Source organism: Pseudoalteromonas sp. EB27 (assembly GCF_001974875.1).
Classification (GTDB): Bacteria; Pseudomonadota; Gammaproteobacteria; order Enterobacterales; family Alteromonadaceae; genus Pseudoalteromonas.
In genome coordinates this window covers 140,704-167,654 of the sequence record NZ_MTQD01000013.1, presented here as the reverse complement: position 1 = coordinate 167,654, position 26,951 = coordinate 140,704, and the positions used below count along the sequence as shown (strand labels likewise).

Below are 26,951 nucleotides of genomic sequence, written 5' to 3'. Positions count from 1 at the left end.
ACATTTATTTAACCAATGTGATTACATTGGCTGTACTTAAGTACAAAAAGTGCTAAATTTCTAGTACATACACCTCTTTTTATACAAAACATCAAACTTCTACTGGGATATAAAATTAAGCATGATTAAACAGGTTTTAAGAGATTTACTGTGTAGTTATTTAGCAGTAATGAGCTTTAACTCATTGGCTCAAAGCAATGATGAATATGATAATCTATTGATTGAACTGCAAAAATTAGTTTCTGAAAAGAAATACACTCAGGCTTATCAAAAAAGTAATAGCGAATACCAGTACCTGGGCGAACCCGTATACGACTTTTTATTAGGGGTCAGTGCACTTAAAACAGGGCATGCGGCGCCAGCTGTATTTGCCTTTGAACGCGTGGTTGAAAATAATCCTAGATGGTATGAAGCTCGCTTGTACTTAGTTCGCGCTTATTTAACCGTTAATAATTTACCTGCTGCCGATACTCAAGCTTTAATACTGATTAACTCACCTAACACACCTAATAACATAAAATCTTCGGCACAGTCGTTACTTGATACAACCACACTTAAAAAGCAAGAAGCTGGGCGTTCTTATAAGCAAAATATTGAGCTTGCACTTGGCGTTGATGGCAACGTAAATGCGGGTACGGCAGAAAATACGATTATAATTCCTAATATTGGTGAATTTTTATTATCGTCAGAAAGTAAAAGTACGCAAGACAACTATGCGCGACTAAATTACAGAGGAAAGTACTCTCACCCCATAGATCAAAAAAGTTTAATCACTTTGAGCGTTAATACCGGGTGGTACAAGTTTGCAGAACTCAGCCAATACGATCGTATAAATGCGCATATTAATGCTGCCTATCAATATAAACAAAATGACATAAGTTGGTTTGCACAAGTATCGACGACTCCATTGATGCTTGATGGCGATCTTTATCGTACTGAATCCGCTTTAACAGCAGGTGCTAGTTATAAGTTGAATAAACAAGTTAATTTATTTAGCTCTGCGACTGCGGGGGTTTTAAACAATAGATTTGATGAAAAGCTCAATAATTCGTTTTATGCAATAAACGCAGGAGCTAGCTATGCAACTAAGCAATGGTTTCAAAGTTTAAGTGTTAACGCTAAAAATGAAGAAGCCGATATTACTGAAGGTGAATTTAATAGCCGAAATATTACTAGCTTGTACTACCAAGCAAACACTCAACTAGCTCAACATTGGCAGTTGTTGTCTCTTGCTGGATACCAATGGATTAATTATAAAGATGATCACCCTTTATTTTTACAAGAACGTGCCGATAACCTTCTTATGTTCTCAACTTCTGTTCGCTACTTAGTTAATCGTGATTTAGCAATACAGTTGGCTGCCAACTATCAAGATAAATCCAGTAATATTTCTTTATTCGAATATGACCGTTTAGATATCAATTTAAGCGCTTCTTACTCATTTTAATTTAAGGTATTTATGAAACATTTACTCCCTGTAATTACCACTTTACTGTGTGTAAGTTTTTATACACAAGCGAATGATCCTGCTGGTAAAACTATTTTAGCGCGAGGCTCTGTACTAGCGGTTGATGGAAGCTCTGAACAACAACGGCAGTTGCAGCGCAGAGATACCGTTTTTGGTGTAGATCGCATTACGACTGGAGAGAAAAGCAAAGCGCAATTTTCAATGTCGGATGGTGGTTTAATCGCTTTAAAAGAAAATTCAGAACTAAATATTGCTAACTACGAATTTGATGATAATACCCAACAAGGTTCTGCTTCTATTGAGTTACTTAAAGGTGGTTTACGCTCTATTTCGGGTGTGATTAAAAAAAATGGCGGCTCTTATAATGTAAAAACCCCCGTTGGCTCTATTGGTATACGTGGAACACATTTTGAAGTTCAGCTCGTTGAAGGCAATGTGTTTTTAGCTGTATGGGATGGCGCAATAGATTTAACTTTAGAAAATAGTAGCGTAGTTTCTTTGGGTGATAACGAGGCATTTTCGTTTGCACAAATTACAGCCTCTGGTGAAGTATTAAAAACGACGCGTGCGGCACGTGTGTTTGATCAAAATATAGTAACGATCGACCCTAAAGATGACAACGAAGAAGAGACTGAACAAGCATCTGTAACTGAAGTTGAAGTAAATGCTTTTGAAGCAGATACAGATACTATGGATATATATTCTGAACAACAATTTCAAACAGTTAGCAGCGCATCTTTAGTCGATCAAATAGCTCAGCGCCAAGGTGTATTTAACTATGAAGTATCAAGCTTTAATGTAAATTCGAGTGTGGGTGCTGTTACTGACTTTGCTATGACTATGGCTGTTGATTTTGATAATGGTACGGTACCTGATGGCGAAATTAGTTTTAATGACGCCGGCGGAAATTGGTATGCGGCTTACAGCGGTTTAATAAATTTAAGCGAACTTGACCTAGCCGTTACATTTGCATCCCATGGCAACAATAAAGCCGAGGGCGATGTTGATGCAATATTTTTGAATGACTTAGACAATATTACTGGCAACTTTAATCTTAACGAAATAAATAATCCGGATGTAAATGCTAGCGGTTCTTTTAAATTAGAACCATAAACACATTGGATACAAAGCTTTTATTATGGAGTATTTAAAATGACAGCAAAAAATATATTTTTGCTTGGTTCTATGGTGTTTTTGTTAAGTGCTTGTGGAGGCTCAGAAGAAAGCCCTGCTCAAGAGGTTATACAGTCACCTAGCGCGGAAATAACACCGTCAACTGTTACAAGCTATATAAATTTGGCTGGCATTATAGCAAGTACTCAAACCCAAAATACAAAAGTTTTAGGAGCTGTCACTTCAAGTAGAGGAGTTGTTGGCTCAAGCATAGCCAATACACGCGCTGATATTGTTTTTTCACAAATAAACGAAACAGTGCAAGGCAATGTTTCTTTTTTACTTGAAGCTTCGGATGCTGATGGCATTGCTGAAGTTAATTTGGTGCTTCCTAGTGTCAATAAAAGCATATCACTTTGTTCTTCTGATTGTGGCTTTGACTACGAAAAATCAATTATAGGCCTCAGCCCTGCGCTTTATGGCGTAACTTCAGGTGAAATACGCCTAGAAATATGGATAACTGACACTTTAGATAACCAAGTCCTTGCTGATGCAATTACTTTTAACTGGCAACCATATCAAATTGAAGGGGTTACAGCTCAGCGAGACGAAGATAATATTAGTATTTCGTGGCAAGCTAACCCCGAACTTAATCGTTATAATGTTTATATTGCAACTCAAGCGGGTGTCTCATCTACTAATATTAATGAATTAGAAAACGGGCAACAATTTTTAAGTATTCAAGATACTACATTAAACATTACCGAGTCATTGACAGATAAAAGTTATCAAGTACTTATTACCGGTGTTGATGGCAGTGGTGAAAGTGGCTTTGCTAATACAATAAACATAGCACCAGTGGGTGGAGAGCTTGCATTTGCGCCAGAAGCTAATGCCGATCAGTTTCAGATAAATGAAGATCAAACTCTACAAGGCAACGTATTAACAAATGATACGAATCAATACAGTGGCGATTTACGTGTAAATGCTGATGCATTAATTCTACCGCAGCATGGCACTCTTAATATAGATGAAAATGGTGATTTTACTTATATCCCTATTGTAAACTTTAATGGTGAAGATGCCTTTAGCTATCAAGTTGCTAACGAGCTAGGCATGACAGACACCGCAGTTGTAGAGATAACTATTTTAGCTGTTAATGACGCCCCTATTGCGCTTGATAATACTTATAACATTACAAACAATGGAGCCTTAGTTGTCCTATCGCCTGGCTTACTTATTAACGATAGCGATATAGACTTAGATAACTTAACTGTTGATACAACGCCTGTTAGCGAACCGACAAGAGGGCAATTAACTCTTTTTGATAATGGTGGCTTTGAATACCAAGGCGAGCAAAACATGCAAGGTGAAGACAGCTTTCAGTATAGAGTTGTTGATGCACAAGGTGCTCAGGCTATTGCTAATGTAACCATTGTAAGTTCAAACACTAACGTAGCCCCTGTAACAAAAAATGATAGCTATAGTTTAAGCGAAGATGAAACACTTGTGGTTACAGCAGCCAATGGTGTGCTTAGTAACGATACTGACCCAAATAATGACAGTTTTTCAGTTGATGAAACATTTATTGTAGCACCAACACATGGCCAACTATTATTAGCAATTGATGGCAGTTTTAGTTATATACCAGATGCTAATTTTAATGGTGTTGATCAATTTCAATATCAAGCTATCGACTCTTTAGGAGCGACTTCTACAGCGACAGTAACTTTAATAATAAACAGTGAACCTGATAACCCTGTCGCACAAAATGATGCCTATCAATTTGGTAAAAATAAACTATTTGAAGTAACTACGCAAAATGGCCTACTAGTTAACGATTTTAATATTGAAGCTGGCGATTTATCAGTTAATACGACAGCAATTAATACGACTCAAAATGGCGAGCTTACATTAAAAGTTGATGGCTCGTTTACTTACCAGCCAGACTTAGGTTTTATTGGTGTAGATAGCTTTACTTATTCAATTTCAAATGAGCAAGGCTTAACCGCAACAGCCCAAGTAACGTTAAGTGAAAGCGGTGTTAATACTTTTCCAGAAGCCAATGACGATCAATATACGTTAGATGAAGACAGCTCTGCATCTCTATTAGATGTGCTAGCTAACGATACAGATGAAGATGGCGATACAATTTCTATTTCTAATGTAGAAAATGTTGTTGGAGAGGCGACTATTGTTGCCGGAAAAATAGAGTTTACTCCACCAGCCAACTTTTCAGGTGAGATAGTACTAACTTACACCATTACTGATGGCTATAGCGCTGGTAATGAAGGTATAAACGACAGAACAGCTAGTGTGACTATTACAGTCACACCCGTTAATGATGCCCCTATTGCAAATGCTGATTCAGTAACGATGAACGAAGATGCCCCTGCGGTATTAGTTAACGTATTAACTAACGACTCCGATATTGATGGCGATATTCTTGCAATAACAGCTGCTACTGCAGATATAGGTTCTGCATCTATTGTTGATAATAAAATCCAATACACGCCTGTTGCTAATACAAATGGAACTGCAATTATTAGTTACACAATAAGTGATGGTAGCGGCGGTACTGCAACGACTAACTTAACAATTACTATACTACCAATAAATGATACTCCAATTGCAAACGCTGACTCAACTACAATGGATGAAGATGCTGCGCCAATACTAATAAACGTATTAGCAAATGACTCTGACGTGGATGGTGATAGCCTCATGATCAGCGCTGTCTCGGCAGATACTGGCTCGGTCTCAGTGATAAGCAATCAAATTCAATACACTCCTGAGACTAACAGCAACGGTTTAGCAACGGTTACTTATACCGTAAGTGATAGCAGCGGTGGTTCAAGTACAACAACATTAACTATTACTATTACTCCCGTAAACGATGCCCCAGTTGCAAACGCAGACTTGGCTACCATGGCTGAAGATGCAGCGCCGATACTAATAAACGTATTGGCAAATGACTCAGACGTGGATGCCGATAGCCTCACTATCAGTGCAGCCTCGGCAGATACTGGTTCGGTCTCAGTAGTTGGCAATCAAATTCAATATACACCGGCAGCCAATGTAAATGGACTCGCAACTGTTGTTTATACGGCAATTGATAGCAACGGTGGTGCCAGTACAGCAACACTATCTATTACTATTACTCCCGTAAACGATGAACCCATTGCAAATGCCGACACCGCGACTATGGATGAAGATGCTGCGCCGCTACTCATTGATGTGCTGATTAATGATACAGACGCTGATAGTGATAGCCTAAGCATAACAGCAGCGTCAGTCGATAGCGGTTCAGTATTCGTTGTCGATAACAAACTACAGTACACACCGGCTGCAAATAACAACGGTATTGTTGTTGTCAGTTATACTGTAAATGATGGGAATAACGCTACAGGTACTGGTAGTTTATCAATTACGATTACTCCTATTAACGATGCTCCAGTTGCGTCAAACCAAGGTTTTAATATTAGCGAAAACGCAACCGATGGTGACACTATTGGGACTGTTAGTGCCTCAGACATTGAGAACCAAAATTTAAGTTACACCCTACTCAGTGGTGCTCCCATATTCGAAATAAATAATGATTCTGGCTTATTAACTGTAAAAGGTGAAAGCCCGTTTGATTTTGAAACAACTCCTCAGTACATATTGAGCCTAGCTATTACTGACGACGGTACGCCTAACGAAACAACTACTATTAATATAATAATTGATGTCACTGATGATGCGGAGCCTCTAGTTCCTGTTGAAGATGAAACATTTGGTCGTCCTATAACAGGTGAACTTGAGCTTTCGGGTGTTTTTTCAAGTGGTAAATTTAATGACAGTATTGAGCTAAATAATAACCTTTACTTTGTAGGTTTTAGTAATAACAGCGACAAAGATATTGTTATTGCATCCTATACAACGAGTGGTGTAATAAATACAGCATTTAACAGTGATGGCGTTAAAGTATTAGATTTAGAAAATGATGAAGAAGCAACTGCTATTATCTCTGATGGTACAAGCCTCTTTGTTGCTTACACTAGTTTTGATGGCACAAATACCGAAGCATGTTTGTTGAAAATGAATACCGCTGGCGTATTAAGTAATAACTCTGGAGATAATAATTCAGGTATTCACTGTACCGCATTAGCAAGCACTCTCGTTATTAATGACCTTGAGTTTAGCGACAATAAAATTCAAGCTGTTGGTAAGTCATTTAATGGTAACGACGACGATAGCTTATGGATAAAATACGATATATCTACACTCGCTTATGAAGCCGGAAGCCCTAAAATAGTCGATGTGAGCGGCGCTAATAGAGATGACGAAGCGTTTGCTATTAAAAACTTTAATAGCTCTGACCTTATGGTTGCCGGCAGTGTAACAAGTGCAACTGGCGATAAAGACGTACTTATTCGTTATTTAATTTCTGATGGTGAAAACAACGGAAGTTTTAATGGTAGCGCAGCATTATCGTTCGACTTGTCTGAGAATAATAAAGATGACGAATTATTTGCAATTGGCGGTGCTAAAAACACCGACTTTACAGCTTTTGCAGGTGGTTACATAACTCGTAACAGTGGTGAAAAAGAAGCCGTGGTTTTGGCTATTGATAAAACGGGTACTCTTATAACGAGTTTTGGTGATGCAGGTACTGCTATTTACGATATTGATGGTAACGGTGGTGCAGGTAATGGTGGCGCGAACGTAACAGGCGTAAAATACGAGCCAATTAAAAATGGAATTACTTTATCTGGCACTACCGGTGTTTCAGCTAACGAAAAGTTATTTTCTGCCCGTATTTTAACTTCAGACGGCTCACTTGATAGTACTTATGGTGCATCAGGTATTAATATCATTTCAGATATCAATGGAAAACAATTTGCAAAATCAGCAACTATAGATGCTAATGATACTGTATGGATATCGGGTGTTGTTGACGACTCAACCACCAAACCATTTGTTGCTGCAGTTGACGAGCAAGCCACATTATTTACCAACTTTGCAGACGTTGGTTATCTTGCTTTTGATACTATAAGCGCAGAATCTGACGATGAATCAATGCACGTTTTACAGCTTAGCAATGGCCCTGATGCTGGGAAATATATTCTTGCATCAACTGCTAAATCGGGCTCAACTACTAAGTTAGTATTAACACGCTTTACGAGTGCGGGTGATATCGATACTGGCTTTAGCGAAAGTGGCCATAAAGAAATTGCCATAGGTTTGAGTAACTCACGCATCGCTTTAACCGAGCAAAGCGACGGTAAATTAGTTATTGCAGGCTCTAAAAATAGTGAAAATGGTGAAGCGGGTTTTGTAGTTAAAGTTGATCAGTCTGGTAATTTAGACACATCATTTGCAACAGACGGGGTATACACAAGCTCTGTAAGTGGCGCAGAATTGGTAAACCTGACAGATATTGCACTTGATAATAGCGGTAACATTATTTCTGTTGGATCAATCGTAACAAGCGGTACTCCTAGCCCAATCGTTATAATGTTAACGCCAGAAGGCACCCTCGAGCCTAACTTTGGCACTGGCGGAAGTATCATAGGCTCAGCCTTTGAGTACTATAACCGCGTACATACCGACAATGCAGATATTTTCATTGGTGGTAAATCAGTATTAAGTGGCACTTCAAAGCTAATTGCATTGAAGCTAAGCTCAAACGGTACTGAGGTCTTTAAATATGTAGGTGAAGAAACCACAGATACCGACAATAAAATAGCGCAGATTTTAACTGACACAACCGGGAAGTTATATTTAATAGCAAACCTTATTGATTCGCCAAATAAAGCCAATGTTATTAGGTTGCTTGTTACGGGTGCGCTTGATACTAGCTTTGCTTTAAATGGTGTCGGTGAATATACCTTGGCGTCAAGCGGTAACACTGAGCTAAGTAGTGCAGCGCTCGATAGTAGCAATCAACTTATTTTAGCCGGCATGGCTAACAATAAAGGAATGTTAGCGCGTATTTTAACTGACGGTACTTTAGATAATACGTTTGGAGCCAGTGGTGCCGGATTTTATGAAGCAAGCCAATGTACCAGTACACATGTATTTACTTCAATCATCTTACAAAATGACACCCAAGTTGTTGTAAGCAGCACCTGTAATGACACTAACTCTAACAATGTTAGTATTTCTAAATTCAATTTTGTAGAAGATGGAGCTTAGCCTTAAATTATGAAAGTTGAATTTTTTGGTGTTAGAGGCTCAATGGCTTCAGCAGGAAGTAATACACACATTTTTGGAGGAAATACCTCATGTGTGTACATTGAACAAAGTAACGGTAAAGATCTTATTTTAGACTCTGGTACCGGTATTGTAGAACTCGGTACACGTTTACTAGAAACACAAAGCCCTATCAATATTTTGCTAACGCATAACCATTGGGACCATATTCAAGGGTTTCCTTTTTTTAAACCAATCTACCAACCCAACCGCAATATAACCATTGTAGCTGGCAACGTTGATGATAAAAAAAGCCAAGATGCCATATTAAAGCAAATGAGTGGTTCGTATTTTCCGGTGTGTTATCAGGATTTACCTGCCAACATTACGCTTAGTACTGATTTATCGTCTCAAAAGCAATTTACACTTAATGGTTTTTTGGTTTCGACTGCTCCACTAAATCACCCTGGCGGTGGTACTGCTTATTGTATTAAAGCAGATGAAAAAAAGGTGGCTTACGTTACCGACAATGAGCTAAATCCGCCAGAAAAAGCAAACACAAGTATTAGCGAATGGGTCAATTTTATTGAAGGCGCTGATTTACTAATTCATGATGCTCAATTTATAGATGCAGACTTGCCTCTTAAACATGGTTGGGGGCATAGCACCATAGATCAGGTGGCTGAGCTTGCTATAAAAGCGAGTATTAAAAATGTGGTTATTATTAGCCACGATCCATCAAGAACCGATGAACAGTTATTGGCTATAGAAAAATATTTACACACGCAGTACGCTCAACAGGTAAAAATAGAGTGCGGCCGAGAAGGACGAGTTTTTGATTTTTAGTCTATCAAGGAGCGTTACTCATTAGCTCCTTAAAACCAATTACTTCAAAGCACTTTTTCATTGGCGCTGTTATTACATTATTAATTGCATCAATAGAGCTATTTTCAACTGGGTCGCTTGCAAAGTTAGTTAATCGCGTAGAAGGTATAATATACGACTCTCGGTTGTTACTAACACTTTCAGAGACGCCTAGGCGTATTGATGAAACCGTTGTAATAATTGATATCGACGAAAGGAGCATGCAAGAACAAGGACGCTTTCCTTGGAGTCGCTCAAAAGTAGCTGACCTTGTTACAAAGCTTACTGATGCAGGTGTTATTGTTATTGCATTCGATATATTTTTTTCTGAGCCGGAAGAAAATCCTGTTACAAAAATTATGTCTAAAATTCCAGATTTATCAAAAAAGTACACTATTCCCTTTGCTGAAATTACTAAACAGGTAGATGCAGACACAAAACTAGCAAGCGCATTATCTAAAAATGATACTGTTCTTGGTTTTTTATTAATTGATGAACAACTCACTAATCAAAACTTGCCAGCTAAAAGCAGTGTTGTATGGGCAAATGCAGATCATACTAATTCACAAATAAACCAGTTCCCTGGTGCTATTGTAAATATTCCTCAGTTACAAAATGCTACAACGGGCACCGGTTTTATCAATGCACATAGCGATGAAGATGGCTTTATACGTAAAGCAGCTCTTATAAATCGAGTTGGCAATAAGCTCTACCCTTCTTTAGCACTTGAAGTTGCTCGACTTTATACCCTTGCTGAAAACATAGAAACTCGTTCCAATATATTAGATGGTATAACGTTATTCGAAGGTATAAAGTTTCAAGATAAGTGGATTCAAACTGATGAATATGGGCAAATATTAATTCCTTACAAAGGGCGTGCACATAGCTTCCCTTATTATTCGGCTACCGATATTTTGACCAAAAAGATTGGTTTAGAGGAATTAGAAGGCACTGTAGCGTTTATTGGTACATCGGCAATTGGACTCGCTGATTTAAGATCAACACCTGTTGGTTTACAGTATCCCGGTGTGGAGGTTCATGCCAATATATTTGAAGGGTTAATGCACCCAGAGCTACTGCCATCTAAACCTAATTGGTCACTGGGAGCAAGTTTACTCATCATTGCATTGACGGGTAGCGTACTGTCGTTTTTTAGCCACGGTAAGAGCGCACGTTTTATTATAATTTTGTCTCTTACAGTCACAAGTGTCGTTATATTTTCAAACGTGTATTTATGGTCAGTACAAAAAATTAGTTTACCTTTATTAATGCCTCTTTTACTTATCATTATATTAGCGGGTTACTACATCATTGTTGGATCTATCGCTGAAATGAAACATAGCCGAAAAATAAAATCGATGTTTGACCAATATGTACCTCCTGAGCGTATAGATCAGATGATATTACAAGGTAAAAGTTTATCTCAAAAAAGTGAGCGAAAAAATATGACGGTGCTATTTGCCGACATCCGTAGCTTCACTTCTTTATCCGAAAGTATGTCACCTCATCAATTAAGCGACTACCTAAACGAATATCTTACAGCTATTACCAAAATCATATTTGATCATAACGGAACTATTGATAAGTACGTAGGCGATATGGTGATGGCATTTTGGAATGCCCCGCTAAAAGATGAAAACCACGCTCGCCATGGTGTTGAAGCCGCAATGGGTATGATTAACGGGTTAACGCAAATAAATCAGTTATTTGCAGAAAACAATCAGCCTGCAATAAAAATTGGTATCGGTTTAAGTACTGGCGATATGAATGTAGGTGATATGGGTTCGGTTTACCGTAAAGCCTATACAGTTCTTGGTGATACTGTTAATTTAGGTGCTAGAGTAGAAAGCTTGACCAAATTTTATGGCGTAGCTATTCTTGTTACAGAAGAAACGATGAAGGAATGCCCCCATATTTCATTTCGTTTAATAGATAAAGTGCAAGTTGTCGGAAAAACAACGGCTGTACAGTTGTTTGAGCCTATAAACTTTACAGATAAGCTCGATGAAGAGCAGTTAAATGAAGTTGAAAAATCACAGCAAGCCATAACTCTTTTTTATAATAAAAAATGGCCACAAGCACTTAGCTTATTTAAAGAACTACAAAGCACGACCGTATTTAGCTCTGACGTTTATGGTATTTTTATCGAACGTATTAAGGGCACTGATTTGCAAACACTCGCTAAGGATTGGAATGGTGCCTTCAAACATACTAAAAAGTAGTAAACATATGCGACAGCACATTATAGATAAAACAAATCTTCAGCATTTTATCGATATTAGCATTAGGCTAACAACAGAAAAAAATTCGTCTAAGTTACTTGATGAAATACTGCAAGTTGTGATGTCGATAGCAAATTCTGATGCTGGCAGCATTTACTCGATTACCCCAAACAAACAACTCAAGTTTGAAACGGTAATAAATAAGTCATTAAATCTTTATTTAGGTGGCACTTTAGGGAGCCCTGTAGATTTTCCTAATATAGATCTTTTTATTGATGGCAAACCAAATGAAACAGCTATTGTTGCTCACTCCGCAAACTCTGGCGAAGTGATTAATATTCCTGACGTGTATGATGCCCTGCCCTTTGATATGAGCGCAGCTCGCAAAATGGATGCACGCACGGGTTATCGCTCTGAGTCCATGCTAACAATTCCCTTGAAAGATCATGAAGATGATATCATTGGTGTCATTCAGCTTATAAATGTTAAAGACGAGCAAAATAAAAATATTCCTTTTAGTGAAGAACTCGCCACTTTAATTCGATCTTTTGCCTCTCTAGGCGCTATTTCATTAACTAACTCAACACTGATTAAGGGAATGGAAGATCTTTTTTCAACCTTTGCTGAAACAATTGCAATGGCAATAGATGAAAAATCACCTCATACCGGCGGCCATTGTAAAAGAGTGCCAGCGCTCACATTAATGTTAGCTGATGCAGTCCATGATATAGATAAAGGCCCATTGGCTTCATTTTCGATGAGTGAAGCTGACCGCCATGAACTTGATATAGCAGGCTGGTTACATGACTGTGGGAAAATCGCGACTCCCGATCACATTATGGAAAAGTCGACAAAACTAGAAACTATTTTTGATCGAATAAAATATGTAGATGCTAAATTTGAAATAATTAGCCGAGATTTAAAAATAGCGTATCAGCAAAAAATCATCTGTGCGATGAAGCTGCAAAAACCTATCGAAGTTCAACAATTTGAACGACTACTTGATACCGAACTTAAACAGTTGGCATTAGACCGTGCATTATTACAGCGTGTGAATGTAGGAGGCGAGTTTTTAGGTGATGCAGAACTTGAGCACATTGAACGCATTGCAAACAAATACCAACTCGTTATAAATGATATTAATACACCATTGCTCTCAGCTGATGAAGTTGAAAACTTAACAATACGAAGAGGCACGTTAACGGAAGCCGAACGTGAAGTAATGAAGCGTCATATGGATGTAACTAAAAATATTTTAGATGCCCTACCGTTCCCTAAACACTTAAGCAATGTTACTGAATATGCTTTAGGTCATCATGAAAAACTTGACGGTACTGGTTACCCTAGAGGTTTAACCAAAGAGCAAATGTCGGTGCCTGCAAGGTTAATGGCTATTACGGATATTTTTGAAGCGCTGTCTGCGGTAGACAGGCCTTACAAAAAAGCAAAACCGGTCAGTGAATGTTTATTTATTTTGGGGTCAATGGTTGCTAAAAACCATCTTGATGCTGACATTTTTGCTATTTTTATTGAGTCACAAGTTTATAAAAATTACATCAATGAGTATGCAAATCCTGAGCAGTTAGATGAGATAGATTTAGATAACTTACCAGGCTACACACCTATAAGTTAATAACTATAAAAGCGCATTTCCATCTAAAAAGCTTTATTGCAAACAAAACTATTCAAACAAAAAAATGCCACCTTACGGTGGCATTTACACACGGGGTTATTTCTACTTATAGAAATCCTTTTACTTTTTATTTGTTTTTTAGTGTTGTTTTATTAACAAAAAATATGGTCATAAAGGTAGCATTAAGCGCTTTATGTAGCAACCGTAAAAGAAAAAGTTCATCTTTCTGCCATATTTCTGAAATAAACTAAAACGCAATTAAATTCGCTTCTAAAAAACAGCTATATCTTTATACACACGTATTTTTCTTCTAGGTATTCATCAAGCCCTTGATGCCCGCCTTCGCGGCCTAAACCTGATTGCTTAACGCCACCAAATGGTGCAACTGGGTTGGATATAACACCTTCATTTACGCCGACCATACCAAATTCAAGCCCTTCACTAACTCGGTAGACTTGCTTGATGTTTTGGCTGTAAAAATAAGCTGCTAGACCAAATGGTACATCGTTAGCCAAGGCAAGCACTTCGCTTTCTTCATCAAAAGGAATAACCGTTAATACTGGACCAAATACTTCTTCGTGGTAAATATCCATCTCGGTAGTTACGTTATTTACTATTAATGGGTTTTGAAAGCTGCCACCTAAGTCACTATTATCGCCAATCAGCGTAGCGCCTTTATCGAGTGCGTCTTGTACTAACTGTTGTACTTTCTCTTTGGCTTTAGGATAAATGAGTGGACCAATATCGACATCGTCTTCAAAACCATTTGCCACTTTTAACGCTGCAACCTTAGGGGTGATTTTTGAAAGTACTTTATCGAGAATATTACGCTGTATAAAAATACGGTTTGCAGCAACACATGCCTGCCCACTATTTCTAAATTTAGCCGCCATTAATCCTTCAACTGCTTCATCTAAATCTGCATTATCAAAAATAATAAAAGGCGCATTACCACCGAGCTCCATTGATGTACGTTTAATTGTGTCTGCACATTGCGATAGTAACTGCTTACCTACACCGGTAGAGCCGGTAAATGTAAACTTACGCACGACTTCTGAATCAGTCAGCATTTTACCGACTGTTTTAGCATCTTGTGATACGAGTACGTTAAATGCACCTTTAACAAAACCAGCTTGATCGGCCAGATAAGCAAGTGCAATAGCACATAGTGGCGTGTGTTCAGAAGGTTTAAGTATAAAACTACAGCCCGCAGCGTAAGCTGGAGCTACTTTACGAGTAACCATAGCAACAGGGAAGTTCCAAGGCGTTATACCCGCCACAACACCTACAGGCTGCTTAAAACTAGTTAAACGATGCGAGTTATCTGTTGGCGGAATTACATCACCGTAACTGCGCTTGGCTTCTTCTGCAAACCATTTGATAAAACCAGCACCGTAATCAATTTCGCCAAGCGATTCTTTGAGCGGCTTGCCTTGCTCTTTGGTCATTAGCTCTGCAAGAGTTTGTTTGTGCTTTATAACTAGCTCATACCAGCGCATTAACGTTTCGCTTCGCTCGGTCGCATTCGTAGTTTTTAACTTAACAAAAGCCCCTTGAGCTGCAGTTATTGCGCTATTTACACCCTGCTCGTCAATATCGCTTACATCAACAATACTTTCTTCGGTCGCGGGATCGTTAACGCTAAAGTGCGTATCAGTTTTATAAAATTCGCCGTTAATAAATGAGTCTGAGAAAGTTAAATTATTCAAAATAGATCTCCTAAAGGCTACGTATAAAAATTACAGGTACGTGTTAATTTAGTAACAAGCGAGGTGTAAAACCTCACCTACATCAACACATACGCCAAACTTGTAGGTGCGAATTTATTTCGCGCTTATGCAACATAGCGAGGTATAAAACCTCACCTACATCAATACATACACCAAACTTGTAGGTGCGAATTTACTTCGCGCTCATGTAATTTGGTTTTAATGCAGCTTTAATGCAAAATAAAGCGAGATATAAAACCTCACTTACAAAAATGAACGCATACAAACAAAAAAGCCGCTGTATCAAACAGCGGCTTTTAATATATACATCGTTAAAAACTAGTGCTCTTCATTAACGATATTGAGATTGTACTTAGGTATTTCAACCACCAAGTCCTCATCTCTTATAATTGCTTGGCAACCAAGGCGTGACTCTGGCTCTAAGCCCCATGCTTTATCTAGCATGTCATCTTCTAGCTCATCACTTTCTTCAAGTGAATCAAATCCTTCACGAATCACTAAATGACACGTAGTACATGCACACGACTTTTCACAAGCATGCGCAATGCTAATACCATTTTTAAGCGCAGCGTCGAGTACTGTTTGGCCTGTAGGTGCTTCGATTGCAGCGCCGTCAGGACATAATTCAGGATGTGGAAGAAAAACAATTTGTGGCATTCTAATCTCTCTTAAATGTTGTCTACTGACTGCCCTGTAAGGGCTTTTTTAATTGATGCATCCATTCTGCGCGATGCAAAGTCGCTACTCGCATTATCGACTTTTTCGATAGCTGCTTTAATTTCGCCAGGCTCTTGTGCATTTTCGCGCACTTTTACCAGTTCTGCAATTTCAGTGCGTAAGTTAGCTAGTTGCATATCATCAAGCAATGCACCATCAGCTGCAAGTGATGCATTAAGCGCTTCTATTACACGCAGTGCTTCTACTTGTTGCTCTTTGAGCATACGCGCTTGCATATCGCCTTTCGCGTTACTCATTGACTCTTTTAGCATGTTAGCTACTTGGTCGTCAGATAAACCAAACGACGGCTTAACTTGAATTTCAGCTTGTACGCCTGTTGATTTTTCCATTGCAGATACACTTAATAAACCATCTGCATCTACCTTAAAGGTCACACGAATATGCGCAGCGCCTGCCGCCATTGGTGGAATACCTTTTAAGCTAAATTTAGCAAGCGATCGACAATCATCAACAAGCTCACGCTCACCTTGCAGCACATGCAACGACATTGCCGTTTGGCCGTCTTTGAACGTTGTAAATTCTTGCGCGCGTGCTACCGGAATCGTTGTATTGCGTGGAATGATTTTTTCAACCAAACCGCCCATAGTTTCAAGGCCTAGCGACAACGGCAATACATCAAGTAATAACATGTCAGAATCAGGCTTATTGCCAATTAACACATCAGCCTGAAGCGCAGCACCTAAAGCGACAACACGATCAGGGTCGATTGAAGTTAGCGGCTCTTTATCAAAAAAGCTTTGTACTTGGCTACGTACTAGTGGCATACGGGTTGAACCGCCCACCATAATAACTTGCAGTACTTCGTCGTTTTCTATGCCAGCATCTTTTACAGCACGACGACACGAACGCAGTGTTTTTTTAACGAGAGGCATAGCCATTTCGTCAAACGTTTCGCGTGTTACTTCTACTGTGTATTTTTGATCGTCAAACTCAAGACCCACGTTTACTTTGGCGTATTGGCTTAGTGCTTCTTTACAGGCCTTTGCTTTATTGATGAATAAACGTAAAACTGAAGGTGATAAAGATGAGACACCCGTTTGCTGCTTAAAGTAATCAACTAGTAATGAGTCAAAGTCATCACCACCGAGGCTTGAGTCGCCGCCAGTGGCCATTACTTCAAACACACCCTGGTGTAATCTAAGTACTGATATATCAAATGTACCACCGCCTAAGTCGTAAACAGCAATAATACCTTCTTGGCCAGAATCTAAACCATAAGCAACCGCTGCTGCTGTTGGCTCATTTAATAAACGTAGTACGTTAATACCAGCAAGTTCTGCGGCATCTTTAGTACTTTGGCGCTGCGCGTCATCAAAGTACGCAGGCACTGTAATTACAGCCCCTAAAATTTCTTGATTACCAAAGCTTTGCTCAGCACGTGATCTTAATGCAGCTAAAATATGGCTTGATGCTTTAATTGGGCTGATTTTGCCAGCCGCAGTTTCTATTGCTAGCGCACCATTGTCTTCACAAAACTCATACGGTAATTGGCCATAACTTTGCTCTATTTCAGCCTGAGTTTTGCCTAAAAAACGCTTAACCGAAATAAGTGTATTAGCAGGATCTTGCGTTGCTGCTTGTGCAGCCTCTGCGCCAACAGTAATACCGCCTGCTTGATAACGAACAACCGACGGTAACATAGCCGCGCCAAGATCATCAGTTAACGTGCGGGCTTCGCCACTTTGTACTGTTGCAACTAATGAATTGGTTGTACCAAGGTCAATACCAATAGCTAGTTTATGTTCGTGTGGTGCCGCGCTCTGCCCCGGCTCAGCAATTTGCAATAATGCCATAATGCTCTTTAAACTCGTGTTGCTCGCTTTGCAGCAAGTAATTAATCGTCAAATAAACTGTCTTCAATGCGCTCTAGTTCGTCACGCAACTTATAAACAAACTTCAGTTTACGAATATTATCTGCGGCAAGTTGATATTGCTGCTCATCGTTACTCGCTAGTTGCTCGGCAAGTTGTGCACTGTACTGCGCGTTTAGTTGCTTAATTTGTTTTTCAAAATTTGCAATCGCAGTATCAGGATCGCTTGATGATGTTAGCTCTTCAAGCTCTTCGCGAAGTTCCATTTGCTGCATTAAAAACATTGGATCTTGCAAGGTTTGCTGCTCTGCACGAATATCAACGCCTAGCTCACTCAACATATATTCAGCACGCTTTACTGGGTGCTTTAATATTTGTAGCGCATCGTTAATTTCGGCGGCGCTTTGCACAGCCATTAACTTATCGCGGCTGCTCGCATTAGCGTGGCGATCTGGATGTACAGTACGTTGTAATTCCAAGTAGTGCTTGTTAACTGTTACTAAATCAATATTGTAGTCAACTGGTATTGCAAATAACTCAAAATAGCGCATAACTTCAACCAATAAAATTCAGAAATTAATTTCAAAAATAACAAAGCCCTACATTAACTGGCAGGGCTTATTTATACTACAAAGATATTTAAATCTTAAACGGTAAAGCTTTCGCCACAACCACACTCATCTGCTTGGTTAGGGTTTCTAAATTTAAACCCTTCATTTAAGCCTTCTTTAGTGTAGTCGAGCTCTGTGCCGTCGATGTAAACTAAGCTTTTAGCGTCAACAATTAATGTAACACCTTTAGCCGCAAAAGTTTCATCGTCTTCATTTAAATCGTCAACAAACTCAAGTACATAAGCAAGACCTGAACAGCCCGTCGTTTTAATGCCAACGCGCAGGCCTAAACCTTTACCGCGGTTTGCTAAAAATGATTGTACGCGGTTTGCTGCCGCATCTGTCAATGTCACTGCCATGAGTTTCTCTTCTTACTTCGCTTGTTTGCTTTTGTAGTCTGCAATTGCTGCTTGAATTGCATCTTCGGCTAAAATTGAACAGTGAATTTTCACTGGTGGTAATTCTAGCTCTGCACTGATATCAGTGTTTTTGATTGTCGCTGCTTCGTCTAGCGTTTTGCCTTTAACCCACTCTGTTACAAGTGAAGATGAAGCAATTGCGCTACCACAACCGTAGGTTTTGAATTTTGCATCTTCAATAACGCCAGTGGCAGATACTTTGATTTGCAATTTCATTACGTCACCACATGCTGGTGCGCCTACCATACCCGTTGCCACTGACGGATCGTTCTTATCTAGAGTACCTACGTTACGTGGGTTTTCTACGTGGTCGATTACTTTATCACTATAAGCCATTATTCTATCCTCATTACCTGCTAGGGTATGTGCTCACACTATTAGTGGTGAGCCCATTCAACTGAATCTAAATCAATACCTTCTTGATGCATCTCCCAAAGTGGAGACATCTCACGTAGGCGACCGATAGAGTTTTTCATTAATTCGACGGTGTAATCAATCTCTTCTTCGGTAGTAAAGCGACCAATACTAAAACGAATTGAGCTATGTGCTAATTCGTCGTTACGGCCAAGTGCACGTAATACATAAGAAGGCTCTAAGCTTGCAGATGTACAGGCTGAACCTGACGATACTGCAATGTCTTTTACTGCCATAAGTAACGACTCACCTTCAACAAAGTTAAAGCTGATATTTACAATGCCAGGTACTGATTGGTCTTGTGTGCCGTTAAAGTATACTTCGTCCATATCAGCCATAATGCCGTCGATTAAACGATTACGTAAGGCGCTGATGTGTGCGTGATCTTTTTCGAAATCTTGCTTAGCGATTTTAAACGCAGTACCCATACCCACTAATTGGTGAGTAGCTAGTGTACCTGAACGCATACCACGTTCATGTCCGCCACCGTGCATTTGCGCTTCAAGGCGAGCACGTGGTTTACGACGAACGTAAAGTGCGCCAACACCTTTAGGGCCATACACTTTATGTGCAGAGAACGACATAAAATCAACTTTAAGCTGTTGCACGTCAATTAATACTTTACCCGCGCTTTGCGCTGCATCTACGTGGAACATAATTTTACGTTCGCGACACATTTCGCCAATAGTCGCGATATCTTGAATTACACCTAGCTCGTTATTAACGTGCATGATGCTTACAAGTACTGTGTCGTCACGCATTGTGTCGGCAAGTTTTTGTAAATCAAGTAGGCCGTTTTCTTCAACGTCCATGTAAGTTACTTCAAAACCTTGGCGCTCAAGCTCACGACATGTGTCGATTACAGCTTTATGCTCAGTTTTAGCGGTAATAACGTGCTTACCTTTTTTCTTGTAAAACTGTGCTGCACCTTTAATAGCAAGGTTATTTGATTCTGTTGCACCCGATGTGAAAACAATTTCACGTGGGTCTGCATTAATTAAATCAGCAATATCTGTACGCGCTTGGTCAACAGCTTCTTCTGCTTGCCAACCAAAACGGTGTGAGCGTGACGCAGGATTACCAAACTTACCGTCCATTGTCAGGCATTGCATCATTTCTTTAGCAACACGTTCGTCAACAGGCGTGGTCGCTGCGTAATCTAAATAAATCGGTAACTTCATTTCTCTCTCCGCTGCAGGTCAACCTTAAAGTTGACAGCTTACTTGAATGTTTTCCAACTGCTTAATTGCATTATTGATACTGTTATCTTGGCGCGATGCTATTTCTTTCACATCTGATTTTTCCACCAATTCAGCAAGGGTAATATTATTCAAAAATTCTTCTATGCGTGCGCTTAAGTCTGACCACAAATTATGTGTTAAACAGCGCATACCACTCTGACAGCCGGTATCGGCACCTTGGCAACGTGTTGCATCGACCGATTCGTCTACGGCGCTAATAATATCGCCAACAGAGATAACGCTCGCTTCACGTCCTAGTAAATAACCACCACCAGGTCCACGAACAGAACTTACTAGGCCATTTTTACGTAAACGAGCAAATAATTGTTCAAGGTAAGACAAAGAAATTTCTTGTCTTTGTGAAATATCAGCAAGGGCTACAGGACCTACACCTGTGTGTAGTGCAACATCCAGCATAGCTGTAACGGCATATCTGCCTTTTGATGTTAACTTCATAACGCCCCCTGCACAAAAGAGTGCAAATTTTAATTACCAGAGTAAATTAGTCAAGTATTATCACTTGATAAAAATTTGATTTAGAAACTCATACTTTTAAATTGTAGAGTAAACAAATTTTCAATACTTGACCTCTTTGGTCAAGTATTACAGCTATTGTAATTACCTGAGTATTTTAGTCAAGTATTAGCTAGTTATTTACCTATTGGTTTTTATAACTAATAGCTATACCTAAGTTACTTAGGGATAGCCTTATTAATTGAGGTGAGAATACCGCGTAAAATATTCATTTCGGCATCTTCAGGGTGAGCTCGGTTAAACAAACGGCGTAATTTAGTCATAACTAAACCAGGGTGTTGTTTGATGATAAAACCTGTTTTGAAAAGTGTATCTTCAAGGTGATCATAAAACAGCTCTGTTTGCTTTGAGCTTGGGTAAACAGCATCGTCTTCTTCAACTTTTTTAGGTTGTTGATTTAAAAATGCCATACGCGTTTCGTAGCTAAGTGTTTGTACGGCCATTGCTAAATTAAGCGAGCTGTATTCTGGATTAGCAGGAATACATACATGGTAATTACAAAGCTGTAATTCTTCGTTAGTTAAACCACTGTTTTCACGACCAAATACTAGCGCTACAGGGCCATTTACGGCTTCAGCAACGAGTTTTTCACCACATTCACGTGGTTCAACCATTGGCCACGAAAGCGTACGAGAACGCGCACTTGTGCCAATCGTTAATGTACAGTCAGCGATAGCTTCTTCAACAGTACCTACAATGACTGCATTGCCTAAAACATCAGTTGCGCCTGCAGCTAATGCACTTGCTTGGCTGTCTATTTCGCAAGCAGGATCAACTAAATAAAGTTTTGATAAACCCATGGTTTTCATGGCGCGAGCCGCCGAACCAATATTGCCGGAATGTGACGTGTTAACTAAAACAATGCGAATATCATCTAAGATCATTACTGTGCTACTTTGCTATGCCAAAAAATTGCGCAAATTCTAACATGAAAGTGCAATAAGATCCTAGATTCAAAAGGCTAGATCCTAAGATCTAGCCCAATATAACAATTCTTACATGGATCAGTTCTCGGGATATAACGCCGATTTGTTTTGATGCTTAAACCATTGCTGCTTTTACATAGACATCAAAACGGTTCTTTTTGGTTTTAATTTGCATACTTGGGGTTTTGTCATTTAAAAATGGGGCGTAATCGGGGCGTTTTACTACTACGCGCTTACTGGCGAGTGGGTAGGCGAATTCGAGTAAATCGTCAGCGTCGGTATCTGCACCAACAAGCTCTTGAAATACACGCATTTCTTTTTTAACTAATGCTGATTTTTCGCGGTGCGGGAACATAGGATCTAAATAAACCACATCGGGCATGCTTTCACATTGCGATAGTAGGGTATGGCTTGAACCAAATATTAGGCTCATATTTTCTTTCATCCACAAACCAATTTCAATATCGCTATAGGCTCGCTTTAAGCCATCGTATAAAAGTGCAGCTACAACCGGGTGACGTTCATGTAATATAACTTTGCACCCTAGCGAGGCAAGTACGAAGCCATCTCGCCCAAGGCCTGCGGTAGCATCGAGTACAACAGGCGTTGCACCTTTATTTAAGCCAACCGCTTTGGCAATTGCTTGCCCTTTACCACCGCCAAACTTACGCCTATGGGCGGCAGCACCGGTTACAAAATCAACGTTAATTGCACCTAGTTTGGGCTCGTCGGTTTTAAATAGGCTTAACCCTTTATCGTCGTAATGTAAGCTAAAGCCACTGCAATTTTGCGCCCATTGGGCTAAACCAAAGCGTGTTTCTAATTCATTTAAATAAGGACGTAACTCTTTAAAAGCACACTGAATAACCACAATAAACTCCGACGATAAAATACGCCTGTAGTATATCAACCGCTTTACTTTAAAGCACTAAAATAGCTCTATATCGCTATGATGATTAGTATTAACCTTTGCGGCTTCCGCTTTAGTGCGTAAATTAGATATAAGTTCATTGCGGCTTTCGGCAACCTGTTTAAGCTGATATTTGATAAAGGCTAAATCACTATTAGCCGATACAAATAACTGCATCGTTTGATCCAGTTGGGATATATATAAGGTGAGATCCGCAGGATTTGCTTGTGTTTGTTGTAGCTTAATGGCGCAGTCAAGTTCATGTAGCTGCTCTATAAATATTTTAGTACTTTTGTTTTGCTCTACATTTTGAGTAGTTAACTGCTTAACAATGTCTTGAAGGGCTGTACTTATTTGAGCTGCCTGCTCATAACTGCTTTCGCTTCTTTCCATGGTAACAACCTTCTCGTTGGTCACTTCTAATATATGCGGGAAAAGATCTTTGTAGCGCCCGTACAAAGCATCGTTATCAACAGGCATATTTTTTATCAAAAGGGATACTTTGGGATAATTAATAATAGTACTGCTACCAATATCAACAAATCGTTGAGCATGTCGATGTTGCTCTAGCAGTTCTTGCTCTAGCGGGCAAACACCACTTTGCTGGCTGTAAAAAATACCTTTGCTTTGATACCAAAACACAACCACAACATCTAAATTTAAAGGTGCAAAAAAAGTAAAAAAGTATTCGCTTAACGATTGAAAGTTATTAGCGTGATAACTTTGTCCAACGTAGCGCATTATACGCCCCATATCGCCCGACTCTGTCATTGCTATTTCAGCTGTTTTATTCGCTTTTACTATATCCAATTTAAGTTTTGCGCATTTTTGCCTATATTCGTAAAGTACCTTTATTCGCGCTATTAACTCTTCTGCGTTAAAAGGTTTTGTAATGTAATCGGATGCGCCGACGCTGTAACCTTTTACCCGATCGCTTAGCTCTATTTTAGATGAGAGAAACATAACGGGAATATCTTGAGTATTTTGACTTTGCTTTATTGTTTTACATACGTCATAACCTGACATACCTGGCATTTCAATATCGAGTAAAATAATATCTGGGTTGTATTTATTGGTTAGCCTTAATCCTTCATCGCCATCTTTTGCATGAATTATTTTACAAAACCCTGCTAAAGACTCTTCAATTATATGATGAACATACTTGTCGTCATCAATTGCCAATACCAACTTTGCCATGCCTTAGTCCATTTTATTAGGTGTGCTAAAAGCATAGTACGGTAGGATGAAATTACTAAAAATTATTAGATAATAATTTTAAAATAATAAAAAAGCGCCATTAAGGCGCTTTAATTTGGTTTGTGCTAAATATTAATTTTTAAACAGCAATACCGCTATGGCGTAGTAACGCGTCGACATTTGGCTCACGACCACGAAACTTTTTAAATAATTCCATTGGCTCTTCGCTACCGCCTTTTTCTAAAATGTTTTGCATAAAGGCTTGCCCTGTTTCGGCGTTAAAAATACCTTCTTCTTCAAATTTAGAAAACGCATCAGCAGAAAGTACTTCAGCCCATTTATACGAGTAATAACCTGCACTATAACCGCCGGCAAAAATATGACTAAAACCATTTTGAAAACGGTTAAACTCAGGCGGTTTAACGATTGATGTGCGGCTACGTACATCGTTTAGTACTGCTTGAATTTGGCATTGCTCACCCACTTTGTAATCGTTATGGATTTTAAAGTCGAATAACGAAAACTCAATTTGACGTAGCATTTGTACGCCTGAGTTATAGTTTTTAGCAGCAAGTAACTTATCAAGTAACTCTTTAGGTAACGGCTCACCCGTTTCATAATGACCTGAAATAAAGCTCAGGGCTTCTTCGTCGTAACACCAGTTCTCTAAAAACTGACTAGGAAGCTCTACCGCGTCCCATGCAACACCATTAATACCCGCAACAGGCGCGGCATCAACTTGTGTCAGCATGTGGTGAATACCATGACCAAACTCATGAAATAAAGTAGTTACTTCGTCATGAGTAAACAGCGCCGGTTTATCGCCAACCGCCTTATTAAAGTTACACACTAAATAAGCCACTGGAGTTTGTAGTTCGCCGTTAGCACGCACTTTACGGCCCATACAGTCGTCCATCCACGCACCACCTCGTTTGTGGTCGCGTGCATATAAATCTAGATAAAAGCGTCCACGAAGCGTATTGCTACTATCTACAATTTCAAAAAAGCGTACATCTTTATGATAAGTATCAAAATCAGTAACTTCTTTTACGCTAATACCAAATAAGCGATTAACGGTTTCGAATAATCCACTTAATACTTTATTTGCAGGGAAGTAAGGACGTAGCACTTCGTCTGAAATTGCATACTTTTCTTGCTTAAGCTTTTCGCTGTAGTAACCAAAATCCCATGCCTGTAATTCAGAAATACCATGCTTTTGCTTAGCATACGCTTTTAGCTCGGCCACTTCTTGCTCTGCTTGTGGTTTTGATTTAGCTGCTAGGTCTTCTAAAAATGAAAATACTTGTTCTGGTGTTTCGGCCATTTTAGTCGCCAGTGACTTTTCAGCGTAATTGTTGAATCCTAGTAACTGTGCAAGTTCATGGCGAAGCGCAAGCTCCTCGCTCATAATATCTGAGTTATCAAACTCACCGGCGTTAGGGCCTTGGTCTGATGCGCGCGTAGAAAACGCAGTGTAGGTTTCCCTGCGTAGTTCGCGGTTATCTGCGTAAGCCATTATTGGTAAATATGATGGAAAATCGAGTGTAAATAACCAGCCATCTAATTCTTTACTTTTTGCGGTATCGGCTGCAAGTGCAAGAGCTGATTCTGGCAAGCCAGCTAAGTCGCTCTCATCAGTAATATGCTTGTGCCACGCTAAAGTCGCATCCATTACATTGTTGCCAAATTTTGAGGCAAGCTCAGATAAACGTGCGCTTATTTCACCATAGCGTTTTTGTTGTTCTGGCGCTAAAGCAATACCCGATAATTTAAAATCACGCAGCGCATTAGTAATTGTTTTTTGCTGTGCTGTAGTCAGCGTTTTAAATTCGTCGCTGTTATAAAGCGTATTATACGCGTTGTATAAACCTTGGTGCTGACCTACAAATGTTGAATATTCAGATATTAACGGTAAGCATTGCTCGTAAGCTTCGCGTAATTCGTCGTTATTCATTACTGAATTTAAATGCGATACAGGGGAAAACATGCGCGATAATTTATCGTCAGCTTCTTCAAGGGGTAATACTAAGTCATCCCACGTGTACGAACCTTTAGCTAACACGTCATCAATGGCTTTACGACAAAGCTCAATACCGTCTTTTAGTGCGGGTACTACATACTCAGGCTTTATTTTTGAAAATGGTGGTAAGCCTTCAAGGCCAATTAGTGGGTTGCTCATAAATACTCTCTTTGCGTTAATGCATTAGGTTTTAAATTGGGTCTAAAAGTAAAAAAACAACTCAACTGCTTTTAAGTTGTGTAATTTTAATAGGGTTGCTCCAGAGCAAAACACAAATAACCCATTAATGAGTCAGCCACTTTATAACGCTCTAGTACCGTATCAACTAAATTATTGCTACATACTTGCTTTTGAGTCAGCGGGCTAATGGCTATAAAGTCTTTTCGCTTGAGCTCATTTATTAATGGGTGCTCTTTTTCAAAACCTCTTGGTGGGCGTTTTAGCGACTCTCCTGACATTTCAAAAATAGATTTAAATTGCTCATCATAAATTGCTTTTTTATAGCTATTTGGATTTTCATCTATGCAGGTTCTGATTGCGTTAAGCGCCTTTGATTCTGGTCGCCAAATACCAGCACCTATAAAACATTCGTCATTTGCTAAGTGAAAATAAAAACCCGGGGCGTGTACGTTTTTTCCCATAAAATGGCGAAATTGAATCCCTACATTAATTTTATATGGGGTTTTATCTTTACTAAAACGCGCATCCTTATGGATTCTCATTAAACTACCGCCCACTTTTTTATCTGATGCGACAAAATGGCTAGAAACCTCAGTAAGTGGTGCTTGCATTTGCCTAATGAAATCTAAAGCGGGCTCTCTTACGTATTCCTCATACTGTGATTTATGGTCATTAAACCAGTCTCTATTATTGTTTTGATCAAGCTGAGCAAGAAATTCGAATGTTTTTTTACTAAACATAGG

The 26,951-nt window shown here is 39.3% G+C and carries 19 protein-coding genes; 6 read left to right on the top strand and 13 right to left on the bottom strand.

All coding sequences use genetic code 11. The features are described 5' to 3' along the window. The first annotated feature begins 121 nt into the window (after positions 1-121). From BW142_RS15380 to BW142_RS15355, 6 genes are read left to right on the top strand one after another with little or no spacing between them, the layout of a single operon-like run. Positions 122-1,447 carry a surface lipoprotein assembly modifier gene (locus BW142_RS15380; protein WP_076925412.1) on the top strand — a complete coding sequence of 442 codons (1,326 nt, stop codon included), beginning with the start codon at positions 122-124 and terminating at the stop codon, positions 1,445-1,447. 12 nt (positions 1,448-1,459) lie between these two features. Further along, on the top strand, positions 1,460-2,581 hold the full coding sequence (locus BW142_RS15375) for a FecR family protein (protein ID WP_076925411.1): 1,122 nt from the start codon (positions 1,460-1,462) through the stop codon (positions 2,579-2,581). Between the two features lie 39 nt (positions 2,582-2,620). Then, entirely contained in the window at positions 2,621-8,761 is a 6,141-nt protein-coding gene (locus tag BW142_RS15370; protein ID WP_076925410.1) for an Ig-like domain-containing protein, read from the top strand. Positions 8,762-8,770: 9 nt separating this feature from the next. After that, complete coding sequence (locus BW142_RS15365; protein WP_076925409.1) at positions 8,771-9,604, top strand: MBL fold metallo-hydrolase; 834 nt, start codon at positions 8,771-8,773, stop codon at positions 9,602-9,604. Between the two features lie 20 nt (positions 9,605-9,624). After that, on the top strand, positions 9,625-11,844 hold the full coding sequence (locus BW142_RS15360) for an adenylate/guanylate cyclase domain-containing protein (protein WP_076925408.1): 2,220 nt from the start codon (positions 9,625-9,627) through the stop codon (positions 11,842-11,844). Further along, a complete protein-coding gene (locus BW142_RS15355; protein WP_076925407.1) occupies positions 11,816-13,477 on the top strand; it encodes an HD domain-containing phosphohydrolase in 1,662 nt (553 codons plus the stop codon). Before BW142_RS15360 ends, BW142_RS15355 begins: the two co-directional genes overlap by 29 nt. A gap of 281 nt (positions 13,478-13,758) precedes the next feature. Here BW142_RS15355 and BW142_RS15350 read toward each other — a convergent pair whose 3' ends face one another. The 13 genes from BW142_RS15350 to BW142_RS15290 form a co-directional block, all read right to left on the bottom strand. Then, positions 13,759-15,186 carry an NAD-dependent succinate-semialdehyde dehydrogenase gene (locus tag BW142_RS15350; protein WP_076925406.1) on the bottom strand — a complete coding sequence of 476 codons (1,428 nt, stop codon included), beginning with the start codon at positions 15,184-15,186 and terminating at the stop codon, positions 13,759-13,761. Between the two features lie 339 nt (positions 15,187-15,525). Continuing rightward, positions 15,526-15,864: an ISC system 2Fe-2S type ferredoxin gene (gene fdx / locus BW142_RS15345; protein ID WP_002958430.1), complete on the bottom strand. Its 339-nt coding sequence runs from the start codon at positions 15,862-15,864 to the stop codon at positions 15,526-15,528. A gap of 11 nt (positions 15,865-15,875) precedes the next feature. Continuing rightward, the gene (hscA, locus tag BW142_RS15340; RefSeq protein ID WP_076925405.1) at positions 15,876-17,738 is read right to left on the bottom strand and encodes a Fe-S protein assembly chaperone HscA; all 1,863 of its coding nucleotides are present in this window, start codon (positions 17,736-17,738) and stop codon (positions 15,876-15,878) included. A gap of 41 nt (positions 17,739-17,779) precedes the next feature. Beyond that, entirely contained in the window at positions 17,780-18,307 is a 528-nt protein-coding gene (gene hscB, locus BW142_RS15335; RefSeq protein WP_024598032.1) for a co-chaperone HscB, read from the bottom strand. Positions 18,308-18,402: 95 nt separating this feature from the next. Further along, positions 18,403-18,726, bottom strand: a complete 324-nt coding sequence (gene iscA, locus BW142_RS15330) for an iron-sulfur cluster assembly protein IscA (RefSeq protein ID WP_007377674.1) — start codon at positions 18,724-18,726, stop codon at positions 18,403-18,405. A gap of 12 nt (positions 18,727-18,738) precedes the next feature. Beyond that, a complete protein-coding gene (iscU, locus tag BW142_RS15325) occupies positions 18,739-19,122 on the bottom strand; it encodes a Fe-S cluster assembly scaffold IscU (RefSeq protein WP_002958426.1) in 384 nt (127 codons plus the stop codon). Positions 19,123-19,163: 41 nt separating this feature from the next. Next, positions 19,164-20,381 carry an IscS subfamily cysteine desulfurase gene (locus BW142_RS15320; protein WP_002958425.1) on the bottom strand — a complete coding sequence of 406 codons (1,218 nt, stop codon included), beginning with the start codon at positions 20,379-20,381 and terminating at the stop codon, positions 19,164-19,166. 24 nt (positions 20,382-20,405) lie between these two features. Next, positions 20,406-20,897: a Fe-S cluster assembly transcriptional regulator IscR gene (iscR, locus tag BW142_RS15315; protein ID WP_007586371.1), complete on the bottom strand. Its 492-nt coding sequence runs from the start codon at positions 20,895-20,897 to the stop codon at positions 20,406-20,408. A gap of 236 nt (positions 20,898-21,133) precedes the next feature. Continuing rightward, entirely contained in the window at positions 21,134-21,859 is a 726-nt protein-coding gene (gene trmJ / locus BW142_RS15310; protein ID WP_024589846.1) for a tRNA (cytosine(32)/uridine(32)-2'-O)-methyltransferase TrmJ, read from the bottom strand. A gap of 157 nt (positions 21,860-22,016) precedes the next feature. Next, entirely contained in the window at positions 22,017-22,772 is a 756-nt protein-coding gene (locus tag BW142_RS15305; protein ID WP_024598033.1) for a class I SAM-dependent methyltransferase, read from the bottom strand. Between the two features lie 57 nt (positions 22,773-22,829). Beyond that, the gene (locus BW142_RS15300; protein ID WP_076925404.1) at positions 22,830-24,008 is read right to left on the bottom strand and encodes a response regulator; all 1,179 of its coding nucleotides are present in this window, start codon (positions 24,006-24,008) and stop codon (positions 22,830-22,832) included. Positions 24,009-24,147: 139 nt separating this feature from the next. Continuing rightward, complete coding sequence (gene prlC / locus BW142_RS15295; RefSeq protein WP_076925403.1) at positions 24,148-26,187, bottom strand: oligopeptidase A; 2,040 nt, start codon at positions 26,185-26,187, stop codon at positions 24,148-24,150. A gap of 86 nt (positions 26,188-26,273) precedes the next feature. Continuing rightward, entirely contained in the window at positions 26,274-26,948 is a 675-nt protein-coding gene (locus tag BW142_RS15290; RefSeq protein ID WP_076925402.1) for a DUF2461 domain-containing protein, read from the bottom strand. Positions 26,949-26,951 lie beyond the last annotated feature (3 nt).